Source organism: Streptomyces glaucescens (assembly GCF_002154375.1).
GTDB lineage: Bacteria > Actinomycetota > Actinomycetes > Streptomycetales > Streptomycetaceae > Streptomyces > Streptomyces glaucescens.
On the sequence record NZ_MUND01000044.1, the window covers coordinates 1 to 10,749 of the forward strand.

The 10,749-nt window shown below is 71.9% G+C and carries 12 protein-coding genes and 1 pseudogene; 12 read left to right on the forward strand and 1 reads right to left on the reverse strand.

Annotated elements, in window-relative coordinates; all coding sequences use genetic code 11:
- Nucleotides 1-336: 336 nt before the first annotated feature.
- The 11 genes from CCN42_RS03480 (at nucleotide 337) to CCN42_RS03530 (ending at nucleotide 8,813) form a co-directional block, all read left to right on the forward strand.
- Nucleotides 337-855 (forward strand): GNAT family N-acetyltransferase, encoded by a 519-nt coding sequence (locus tag CCN42_RS03480; protein ID WP_086733004.1) that lies wholly within the window; start codon nucleotides 337-339, stop codon nucleotides 853-855.
- Between the two features lie 188 nt (nucleotides 856-1,043).
- Nucleotides 1,044-1,382, forward strand: a complete 339-nt coding sequence (locus CCN42_RS03485) for a MerR family transcriptional regulator (RefSeq protein ID WP_086733005.1) — start codon at nucleotides 1,044-1,046, stop codon at nucleotides 1,380-1,382.
- A 226-nt stretch (nucleotides 1,383-1,608) separates the two neighbouring features.
- Nucleotides 1,609-1,812, forward strand: a complete 204-nt coding sequence (locus CCN42_RS03490) for a cold-shock protein (RefSeq protein WP_007383480.1) — start codon at nucleotides 1,609-1,611, stop codon at nucleotides 1,810-1,812.
- 202 nt (nucleotides 1,813-2,014) lie between these two features.
- Nucleotides 2,015-3,394 (forward strand): DEAD/DEAH box helicase, encoded by a 1,380-nt coding sequence (locus CCN42_RS03495; RefSeq protein WP_086733006.1) that lies wholly within the window; start codon nucleotides 2,015-2,017, stop codon nucleotides 3,392-3,394.
- Nucleotides 3,395-3,520: 126 nt separating this feature from the next.
- On the forward strand, nucleotides 3,521-3,919 hold the full coding sequence (locus CCN42_RS03500; protein WP_086733007.1) for a CBS domain-containing protein: 399 nt from the start codon (nucleotides 3,521-3,523) through the stop codon (nucleotides 3,917-3,919).
- A 53-nt stretch (nucleotides 3,920-3,972) separates the two neighbouring features.
- Entirely contained in the window at nucleotides 3,973-4,263 is a 291-nt protein-coding gene (locus tag CCN42_RS03505) for an SCO5918 family protein (protein ID WP_086173371.1), read from the forward strand.
- A gap of 29 nt (nucleotides 4,264-4,292) precedes the next feature.
- Nucleotides 4,293-4,667, forward strand: coding sequence for a hypothetical protein (locus CCN42_RS03510; protein ID WP_086733008.1), 375 nt, complete (start codon nucleotides 4,293-4,295; stop codon nucleotides 4,665-4,667).
- A gap of 124 nt (nucleotides 4,668-4,791) precedes the next feature.
- Nucleotides 4,792-5,271, forward strand: a complete 480-nt coding sequence (locus CCN42_RS03515; RefSeq protein WP_245877126.1) for a DUF5994 family protein — start codon at nucleotides 4,792-4,794, stop codon at nucleotides 5,269-5,271.
- Between the two features lie 88 nt (nucleotides 5,272-5,359).
- The gene (locus CCN42_RS03520; protein WP_086733009.1) at nucleotides 5,360-5,980 is read left to right on the forward strand and encodes a DUF7691 family protein; all 621 of its coding nucleotides are present in this window, start codon (nucleotides 5,360-5,362) and stop codon (nucleotides 5,978-5,980) included.
- 81 nt (nucleotides 5,981-6,061) lie between these two features.
- On the forward strand, nucleotides 6,062-7,594 hold the full coding sequence (locus CCN42_RS03525; RefSeq protein ID WP_086733010.1) for a hypothetical protein: 1,533 nt from the start codon (nucleotides 6,062-6,064) through the stop codon (nucleotides 7,592-7,594).
- A 28-nt stretch (nucleotides 7,595-7,622) separates the two neighbouring features.
- Nucleotides 7,623-8,813, forward strand: coding sequence for a bifunctional class I SAM-dependent methyltransferase/NUDIX hydrolase (locus tag CCN42_RS03530; protein ID WP_086733011.1), 1,191 nt, complete (start codon nucleotides 7,623-7,625; stop codon nucleotides 8,811-8,813).
- 50 nt (nucleotides 8,814-8,863) lie between these two features.
- On the opposite strand, the gene CCN42_RS03535 is transcribed toward CCN42_RS03530, so the two are convergent.
- The gene (locus tag CCN42_RS03535) at nucleotides 8,864-10,342 is read right to left on the reverse strand and encodes an MFS transporter (RefSeq protein ID WP_086733012.1); all 1,479 of its coding nucleotides are present in this window, start codon (nucleotides 10,340-10,342) and stop codon (nucleotides 8,864-8,866) included.
- Nucleotides 10,343-10,662: 320 nt separating this feature from the next.
- On the opposite strand from CCN42_RS03535, the pseudogene CCN42_RS44150 reads away from it, so the two are divergent.
- A pseudogene (locus CCN42_RS44150) lies at nucleotides 10,663-10,749 on the forward strand (maltokinase N-terminal cap-like domain-containing protein); the annotation flags it as partial.

The window sequence follows — 10,749 nt, forward strand, 5'->3', positions numbered from 1 at the left end:
CCGCCTTCCCCGCGGACCCGTACGAACTCGGCCACGAGCCCCGGGCACGCGGCGTGACCTTCCCGCCGAGGACGTCGGCCGGCGTGCCGCGGGCCGGCACCTGGCCCCGCTCGGCACTGCGCGCTTCGAGTGCCGGTACGTCAGTCCCGAGCACTCCGAGCACGCGCACGGAAGCCGCGAACTCAGCCCAGGCCGGCGACCTGTTGCGGATGCGTCTCCCCCACATTCGCCCTGCCGCATTCGCCCTACGGGCATCGCGTGCCTCCCGACGCGGGCGGGCAACTCGTTCCGGTCCCCCGTCCCGCTTCCGGACGGGCCTCCGATAAGTTCACGGCCGTGGACAGACCCTCGACGCCTCAGGGCCGGCTGCCGGAGGTTCCGACCCGGGTCACGGGTCTCGTGCTGCGCGAGCTGACGCCCGAGGACGCGGACGCGTACTACGCGTTGCTCGACCGGAACCGCCTGCACCTGAGCCGGCTGGGTGACTTCCGGGCGGAGCGCGAGGCCACCCCGGCCTGGGTGCGCGAACACCTCGGCGAGGATCCGGGACCCGACCTGCGCTACGGGATCCGGCTGAACGGCGAGCTGATCGGCCGGATCGATCTGGTCGCCGTCCATCCGCCGCGCTACGGCACGGGCTACTGGCTGGACGAGTCCCACGTCGGCGCGGGGTACGCCTCCGCCGCGTGCTCGGCCCTCTACGGCCACGCGGCGCGTGCCCTGGGGGCCACCGAGGTCTTCGCCGGCCTCACGCACGGCAACGACCGGAGCGCGGCCCTGCTCAAACGCGCGGGCTTCGAGCCGGTCGCCGATTTCGCCGACTACACGCGCTTCCGTCTCGTCCTCGTGCCGTAGCGACCCTCCCCTGGTCGGCGTGCGCGGGCCCGCTCCTCACGGGCGGCCGGGAATCTGCGTCCGCCGGAGCACATATCCGGTTCCGGGAGCGCTAGGGTTGCGGTGTATCAGGCGGATGGCGCTCAGCCATCGGAGCACGGCGCGGAAGCGCCCGACCTCCCCCGCCGCGTCCGCGAAACAAAGGTGCCATGCCCGCCGAGAACTCCCCCCTTTCCGGCAACCTCGACGATGACGACTACCCGGCCTACACCATGGGGCGAGCCGCCGACATCCTCGGTACGACCCCCGCCTTCCTGCGCGCCGTCGGCGAGTCCGGGCTGATCAGGCCGTTGCGGTCGGAGGGCGGCCACCGCCGTTACTCCCGCCACCAGCTGCGCATCGCGGCCCGCGCCCGCGAACTCGTCGACCAGGGGACTCCCATCGAGGCGGCCTGCCGCATCATCACGCTCGAGGACCAGCTCCACGACACCCTCCGCGAGAACGAGCACATGCGGCGGAAACTGGCGGACGACGGTAGGGATATCTGACGTCGCCGTTGTAGAAATACCTCGCCGGACGCCGCGAGATTAATCACGCATGGGATTTCCCGGCGACCTGTGTTAGCGTGGTACCAGTTGCAGTTTTGGTTACCAGAGACTTGTTTTCTGTACGGAGCTTTCCGGATCCTTCCAATCTTTCCGGAGGGGTGATCATCGCGGCGACTCGGAGTTCGCAAAGTGCGGATTCCGGCACTGCCCCCGAGGGAGATTCAATATGGCATCTGGCACCGTGAAGTGGTTCAACGCGGAAAAGGGCTTCGGCTTCATCGAGCAGGACGGCGGCGGCGCTGACGTGTTCGCCCACTACTCGAACATCGCCACCTCCGGCTTCCGCGAGCTTCAGGAGGGCCAGAAGGTGACCTTCGACGTCACGCAGGGCCAGAAGGGCCCGCAGGCCGAGAACATCGTTCCCGCCTGACGCTGACGCGAACCGAACGTGGCCGGGGCCCGCACTCTTGGGGTGCGGGCACCGGCTCATTCACGTTCCCGCGCGAGCGGTCCGACATCTCTTCCCGCTCCGCGCCAGTACTTTTTCTCCGGCTCATTCTTGTGAATCCTCGTGCGGCCTTGTGCCGCCCGGGTGGAATTCCTCGATACGTGCCGCATCGAGGAAGGTTCGCATGAACCGCACCCGTAGTCACGGCAGCCGCTTGCGCCCCCGGCGCTCCCCGCACGGGGCGGAGTTCGCCCTGCCGGCCACATCGACCGAGGCACTGCCGGCGGTGGAGCAGTTCGCCGAGCTCGACATGCCCCCGCGCCTGCTCACCACCCTCCAGGCCCGAGGGATGACCGCGCCCTTCCCCATCCAGGCCGCGACGCTGCCGAACGCGCTGGCCGGACGGGACGTGCTGGGCCGAGGACGCACCGGCTCGGGCAAGACGCTCGCCTTCGGCCTGCCCCTGGTGGCCCGGCTGGACGGGCAGCGGGCCGAGCCCGGGCAGCCGCTCGCCCTCGTCCTCGTCCCCACCCGGGAGCTGGCCCAGCAGGTCACCGCCGCACTCACGCCGTACGCCCGGGCCCTGCGCCTGCGGCTCGCCACGGTGGTGGGCGGCGTCTCGATCAGCCGGCAGGTACGGGCCCTGCGGGACGGCGCCGAGATCGTCGTCGCGACGCCGGGCCGGCTCAAGGACCTCATCGACCGGGGCGACTGCCGCCTGGACCAGGTCGGCGTCACCGTCCTCGACGAAGCCGACCAGATGGCCGACATGGGCTTCATGCCGCAGGTCACCGCACTGCTCGACCAGGTGGGGCCGGACGGCCAGCGGCTGCTGTTCTCGGCCACGCTCGACCGCAACATCGACCTCCTCGTACGGCGCTACCTCCACGACCCGGTGGTCCACTCGGTCGATCCGGCCGCGGGCGCCGTCACCACGATGGAGCACCACCTGCTGCACGTCCACGACGCCGACAAGCACGCCGCCGTGACGGAGATCGCCGCCCGCGACGGGCGGGTGATCCTGTTCCTGGACACCAAGCACGCGGCGGACCGGCTGACCCGGAAGCTGCTCTCCGTCGGGGTGCGCGCGTCGGCCCTGCACGGAGGCAAGTCGCAGCCGCAGCGCAACCGGACACTCGCCCAGTTCAAGGACGGCCTCGTCACCGTCCTGGTGGCGACCAACGTGGCGGCTCGCGGGCTGCACGTCGACGACCTCGACCTCGTCGTGAACGTCGACCCTCCCGGCGACCACAAGGACTATCTGCACCGGGGCGGCCGCACCGCCCGCGCGGGCCGGTCCGGCACCGTCGTCACGCTCGTCCTGCCGCACCAGCGCCGCGCGGTGGACCGTCTGATGGCGGACGCCGGTATCCGTCCGCACGCCGCCCGGATCGGTCCGGGCGACGCCGAGCTGCACCGCATCACCGGCGCCCGGACGCCGTCCGGAGTGCCGGTCGTCGTCGCGGCCCCGGTCGCGGAGCCGGCCCGGCTCCCCGGGGCCGCCAGGCGCGGTCGGGGAGGACGCGGCCGCCGCCCGTCCGCACGCCCGCCCCGCCAGGCCTGAACACCGAAGCCCCAGAGACCGAAGACCCGAAGGCCGGACCGGCCAGGGCACCCCAAGATCCGAGTGGAGTCGGCCTGCCGTCGCCGAGCAGAACAGCGCCGCCGGGCCGTCGAAGAGGAGAAGCCCTTGACATCCGTTCCGCCCCAGTCCCGCACGATCCCCGGCACCGGTCTGACCGCCGGTGACGCCATGGACGTCTCCGTGCCGCAGGTCGACGACCGTACGACGGTCGACGTGGCGCTGTCCGTGCTCATCGGTGCCCGCGTCACGCATCTGCTGCTGCGGGACGACGACGGCCGCTGCTCCGGCCTGGTCACCCGGGCCCAGCTCGCCGCCCATCGCGGCGGATCGTGGTTCATCGACCGGACGCGGCTGCGGGACATCCCGTTCGACAGCGGGCCGTTCACCGCCTCCTCGGCCGTCCTGGACGACGCGGAGGCCGCCATGCGGATCCGTACGCTCGACGTCTCCCCCGTGATCGACGACCACGGCTACGCCCTCGGCGTGCTGGCCCTGCCCCGCTGACCACGCTCCTCACACCCGTTTCGGCGTCTCTCACACAACCCTGTCGAGGCATCATGCGCTGTGTCATCGCCCGTTTCCCCTTCGACCTGATCAAGAGCGAGGTCGAGCAGTCGATGGAGGGCATCAAGCCCGAACCGGTCACGGGTGTGTCCGTGACCATCGGCCGTCGCACCTACCCCGTGAAGCAGGTCGGGGAAGTGATCACCAAGCAGGACCGCCGCGACTTCACCGCGGATGAGATGCGCAGGGCGCTGACCCGGCTCGGTTTCGTCTGCCACGAAGCCCCCGCCGTCGCCACGAGTCCGTGGAATGTCCAAGACGTCGGCGGTCCGCAGGAGTCATAGCGCGCCTCCCTCGGCTAGGCTCCTCAGGCATGGCGCACCCTGACGATCTGCTTCTCGGCATCGCCGAGGCGGTGGAGTCTCAGCACAGCAGTCGGATGTCCCTCACCGTGGTGGTCCCCGGAGCCGTCATCACCGGACGGCTGGCCCCCGAAGCACTGTGGAAGCAGCGCGTGGCCGAGGTGCTGCGGGACTCGACGGACCTGCAACCCTTCGCGGAGGTGTTCTCCGCACCGGATGACGGCGACGCACCGCCCCGCTCCGGCCGGCCCACCCACCTCCACTTCCATCTCGCCCGGATTCTCCAGGGCAGCGTCGGTATCCCGGACACGGGTGGCATGTACCGCGTGGCGCTGGAGGATGTGAGCGCCTGGACCATCGGGGACATCCGCTACTCCGACCAGTGAGCCCCGACGGCGGGCCGGACGTACGCCTGCTGCCACGAGAGCGTTCCGGGCAGCGCGTCCACGGCGGTGCCGTTCCCGGCGAACGACAGACGCGGACGGCCCGAGCCGTCCGGGACGGGATCGCATGATGGACGTCACGGGAATGCCGGCCGCGAGCGGCGCACCGGGTGGAGAGCACACGTACCGGATGCCGGCGCCCCGGCTGCTGCTCAGCGCGGGAGCCAGCCGGGGACCGCTCGACGGGGCCTGGTGGCCGCGCTGCGACGCGCTGGAACTGGAGTTGCCGGCCTTGGTCGACGCGCTGGATCCGGGGCTCGGTACGGTCACCCGGGTCACCGTCGACACGGCCGCCTGGCCCGATGCCCCGCGCACGGTGCTGGCGCCCGGTCATGTGATCGCGGTGTCCCTGTCGTGGGTGGTCACCGAGGCGCACGCCATCACGCTGGACTGCGGCACCGTGGGGCGCTGGGAGCTGCTGGTCGTCCCGCCCGCCGAACCGGTGGCGGCGGCCCGCTGGCTGCTCTCCACCGCCGCCGATCCGTACAACCACCTGACCGCCGCCGACATGCTGGCCCTGGCCGAGGCCGGCTTCGGCGGCGCGTGAGTCGCCGATGGCCGCCGGCCGGTGCGGGGCCACCTGCCGGGCCGGCGGCCGTCGGCGGCCTGTCAGTGGCGTGCCCTAGATTCACCGCATGAGTTCTTCTCTGAGCGTCTACCTCCTCGACGTCGCCGCCACGCGCGCCCTGGTCGGCTCCCGCGACGACCAGTTGCTGGAGGTGATCCGCGACAACTTCGCCGACGATCTGGCCCGCGACGACGACTATTTCAGCCACGCGATAGCGCAGGGTGCCCCCACGGCGTACGAGGCGCTGCACGCGGTCGTCCACGGCGGGCCGTTCAGCGAGGAAGAGGGCCACGCCTTCCAGTACGGCTACGCGTACAAGCGCCTGTGCTCGCTCACCGGCTCGTTCCTGGACAACGACTGCTTCACACCGCACCGGGGGGACTGGCTGTCTGTGGTCGACCAGGGTCTGAAGGCCCTGGGCATCACCGCCGTGTCGGTCGAGGAGTTCGGCTACGGCGGACTGCCCGCTCCCCTGCCGTACACCTTCACGCCGGGGTGCGGCGAGTGGACGCCCCAGCAGACGGCTCAGGCGCTGGACCAGTTCGAGGCCACCAAGCGGGCGGTCGACGAGTCCGGCCAGGCGCCACCGCTGGAGCCGGAGGTCGTCGAGGCCGTCATGCAGTGCCTCGGCTGGATGCGGCACGCGGTGGCACGGCCGGGCTTCGGCGTCATCGGCTTCCGTTCCTGAGGTTCCCGGCGTGCCGGCGATCCCGGCGGTGGGAACAAATTCGGGAGCCGTTCCGTCGGCGGTCGGACAGGATGAGGGCTTGTGAACCATGCCCATGTCCTGTGCGGCCTCGCCGCCAACCCCGCCCTGCCCACCGAGCTGATCGACCGGCTGATCGACATCGCGGACTCCGACCTGGCAGGCGACCTCGCCGACCGTACGGACCTCAGCCGGGAGCAGGCGAGCGCGCTCGCCGCGCGCAGCGAGGAGGCCGCCATGATGCTTGTCCGCTCGGGCGGACTGCGGGCCGCCGACGTCGACCCCCGCGAGCAGCCGCGGGCCGCGCTCGCCCTTCTCGACGAAGGTGCGGGCCGGGCCGAGTGGGCGCGGCTCTTCGCGTCGGATCCGGACGTGGCGCACCGGGAGAAGCTGGCCGCCTGCCCCGGTCTCCCGGCCGATGTGGCGGAGGCGCTCGCCGCCGACCCGGACCTGCGCGTCGTCACGGAGCTGGCGCTGTGGACGACGGCGGACGTCACCACCCGGCTCGCCCGGCACGCCCACGCCGAGGTCCGGTGCGCGGTCGCGGCCAACGAGGCGACAGCGCCGGCCGTACTGGCCATGCTGATCACCGGAGAGGGGCTCACCCCGGCCCGGCGGTGCCTGGTGTGCGACCGTGAGGAGCCGCCGTTCGTCCACGATCCCCACTGCCCGCGGCCGGACTGCGACCTACGCCGCGGTGCCTCCTGTGACGGCTCGCACGAGTCGACCGTGTACGAGACGCAGCGCATGGCGGTTCAGAACCCGGCCACACCGGCCCACGCCGTCGTGCGTTTCGCCGCCCACCCTTCGGCCCTGCTGCGCACCGACCTGGCGGCCCGGTCCGACCTGTGGCCGCAGGTCGCCGAACGGCTCGCCGACGATCCCGTCCCGGGAGTGCGGGCCGCGCTGGCGGAGAATCCCGCGATCGGCGATGCCCTGACGCGCGTCCTGGCCGCCGACCGGGACGCCGGCGTGCGGCGCGCGCTCGCACACAACCCGCGCGTGCCGCTCGACGTCCTCGTCCGCCTGGCCGGCACCGTCCGGATCGGTCCGACGCTGCTGCCCCGCATCGCCGCCGCCTCCCCGGCGGAGGTCGTGGAGCTGGCCGCGTCACCGAACGCCGAGGTACGCATGCTCGTGGCGGCCCGCCGCGATCTGCCCGCCGGGATCCGCGACGCGCTGGCCGCCGATCCCGACGCGAAGGTCGCCACGTCGGTCGCGTCGCACCCGGGCCTGTCCGAGGCCCGGCTGCGCGGCATGGTGGACCGGCATGGCGTCCAGGTCGTCGCGAGGGTCGCCGCCAACCCGGATGCCTCCCCTGGGCTGCTGGACGAGCTGTCGTGCCGCCGGCCCCCGGTGAGGAAGGCGTTCAAGGAGATCGCCGGGCACCGGCATGCCACGGCGGCGGCCCTCACCGCCTGCCTGGCGGACGACCGGGCCAGACCCCTGGCCGCCCGTCATCCGGCGCTGCCGCCGCACCTCATCGTGGATCTGCTCAGCGACGACGAGTGGCGGGTCGCCGAGGCGGCGGCCGCCAACCCGTCCCTGCCACGCTCCGTGATGGAGACGCTGGTGTTCCGCCCCGGTATGTCGTGACGGCAAGCGCGACGGAGAGAATGCGCGCATGACCGCGCAGCCGATCAACGAGCAGAGCTGGATCCGCTACGGCCGGCTCCAGCTGGACCACGGGTACTCTCCCCCGGTGCCGGACCGCCTCGACTGGGCGTTCTGGCCGGGTGCCGGCCCCGGTGCCGAGATCCTCGGCGACCTGCGGGGCAGGCGTGTGCTCGACGTCGGGTCGGGGCCCGGCCACCACGCCGTGCATCTGGCCCGTGCCCACGGCGCCCTGGTCGACGGGGTCGAGCTGTCCCCCACCCAGCACCGGCGCGCCATGGCCGGCCACGGCTCCGAACCCGGGGTGCGCTTCATCCACGCCGACGTCGCCGACCACCTGCGTCACGCGGAGCCGTACGAGGCGGCCTACGGGGTACGGTCCTTCGGCTGCATCGACCCGCACCGTCTGCTGCCCGCGCTGCGGGACGGCCTGGCCGACGGCGCACCCCTCGTCTTCTCGGCGCTGCACACCGACAGCGAGGGCCGCGGCCCGTCCGGCACCGTGGCACCACGCCGGCAGGTCATCCGGCTGCGGGACGAGGAACCGATCCCGGTCGACATGTGGGTGCTCACCCCGCAGTTGTGGGAGGACCTGCTCGCCGAGCACCGCTTCAGCGTCGAGGCGGTGGACCTGCTGCGCGCGCCGCGGCCCGACGACCCCGTGGTGGTCCAGGTCGTCACGGCGAGGCGCCTGCCGCGTCCGGGGTCGCCCCGGGTCTCCAGCCGCCCGCGTACGCTCCGCCCACCCGCCCCGCATGCCGCCGTGGGGGTCGGGGCCATCGTCTTCGGCGAGCGGGGTCTGCTGCTCGGCCGCCACCGCCGAGGGACCTGGGAGCTTCCCGGGGGAAGCGTGGAGCCCGGCGAGAGCTTCGAGGAGACGGCGGTGCGCGAGCTCGCGGAGGAGACGGGACTGCGGGCGAGCCGACACGACGTGACGCTCCTCGGAACGCTGGTCGACCGGGTGGGCGGGGTGCCGCGCGTCACCGTCGGGGCCGTCGTCACCGCCTGGCGGGGCGAGCCTGCCGACCAGCCGGACGAGAGTGTCGGGGAGTGGACGTGGTACCGCCTGGACGAGCTCCCTCAGGGACTGTTCGTCTGCTCCGCGCAGATCCTCACCGCCTGGCGTCCGGATCTGCCCGTCGACCGGGCCCCGGCGCATTTCACCCCGTTCCGTACGGGCGACGGCACCCCAGGACGGTGAGCGCGTCGCGGGCCCTGACATGACGGCCGGTACGTCGGACGGCCGGTACGTCAGACGGTCGGGATTCCTCCGCCCTGGAGCCGTTCCAGGTCGGAGGGGCGGACCTGGATGACGAGGAGCGCGATCACCGCGGCGACCGCGGTGAAGATCGCGGCCGTGATGAAGGCGGCGGACACACCCGAGGTCAGGATCTCGTCGGCCCACGGCGGCGGGAGCTGCCCGGTGCGTTCGAAGCGCAGCCGCTCCGCGGGGGTCGCCTGGGCCAGGAACGCGGGGATCTGCTGCTCCGCCTCGTTGTTGCTGGCCGTACCGAACATCGTGACCAGGATGGACAGTCCGAGGGAGCCGCCCACCTGCTGGGTGGCGTTGAGGAGGCCGGACGCAGCGCCCGTCTCATGGGTCGCCACGTTGGACAGCGCCATCAGCGTCAGGGACACGAACTCCATGCCCATACCGAGGCTGAAGACGAGGATCGGTCCGAGGATGCTGCCCGCGTACGTGGAGTGGACGTCGGTCAGGGTCAGCCAGGCGAGACCCACGGCGGCCAGCAGCGCGCCCAGCACCATGAACGGCTTGGGCCCGTACCTCGGCAGGAGCTGGGACGCGATCCCCGCACCCACCGCGATGACGACGCTCACCGGGAGGAAGGCCAGCCCGGCCTGGAGAGGGCTGAAGTCCAGCACGTTCTGCACGAACAGCGTGAGGAAGAAGAACATGCCGAAGATCGCGGCGGCGAGGCTCAGCATCATGCCGTACGTGCCCGCCCGGTTGCGGTCCGCGAACATGTGCAGCGGGGTGATCGGCTGCGGGGAGCGCCGCTCGATCAGGACGAACGTCACCAGGATGACCACGGCCGCACCGAACGCGGCGAGGGTGAGCGGATCCCGCCAGCCGTCCTGCGCGGCCCGGATGAAGCCGTACACCAGCAGCACCATGCCGACCGTGGAGGTGAGCGCGCCGATCAGGTCGAAGTGCCCGGGATGACGCTCGGACTCCCGGATCCAGCGCGGCGTGGCCAGCACGATGAGCAGGCCGATGGGAACGTTGACGAACAGCACCCAGCGCCAGTTCAGCCACTCGACGAGCATCCCGCCCGCCAGCAGCCCGATCGCGCCGCCGCCCGCCGACACCGCGGCGAACACCCCGAACGCCCTGTTGCGGGCGGGCCCTTCGGGGAAGGTCGTACTGATCAGGGCGAGTGAGGTGGGGGAGGCGATGGCGCCGCCGACGCCCTGCAGGGCCCGGGCCGCGAGGAGTTGCCAGTCGTTCTGGGAGAGGCCGCCCAGCAACGAGGCGAGGACGAAGAGGAGAACGCCGAAGATGAAGACCCGCCGTCTGCCGAGGATGTCGCCCACCCGGCCGCCGAGCAGCAGCAGTCCTCCGAACGTCAGGGTGTACGCGTTGACCACCCAGGACAGGCTGGTGGTGGAGAAGTCGAGCGAGCGCTGGATGTCCGGCAGGGCGATGTTCACGATGGTGATGTCGAGCACCACCATGAGCTGACAGGACGCGATGACCAGCAACGCCATGCCGCTGCCACGGCCTTCGCTCCGCTCCTTCTGCTGCGGGGCGGCCCGTGCATGGCTGGTGGGCTCGGGGTTGGTCATGGGATCGCGCCGTGGGGCAGGGGATCGTGACTGGATCCCGCCAGATCCGACCCTACGCCGCGGCAGAAGGGGCCACCAATCGATCACAAGGCCAGTTCCGCACGGAGAGTGACGATGCGTCACTCACGGTCGCGCGAGGGGCCGACAGTGCGGCTCCCAACGGAGTTGATCTCCCGGCCCGGGACGTCCATCGTTCGGGGTGCAGACGTTCCGTACCTCTTCCCGCAGGGAGACAACCGCGCATGGCCGTCATCCACCACACCGTCCTCACGCCGAGCAAGCTCGAACTCCTCACCTCCTGGCTGCCCTCCCGGCCGTGGTACCACGGC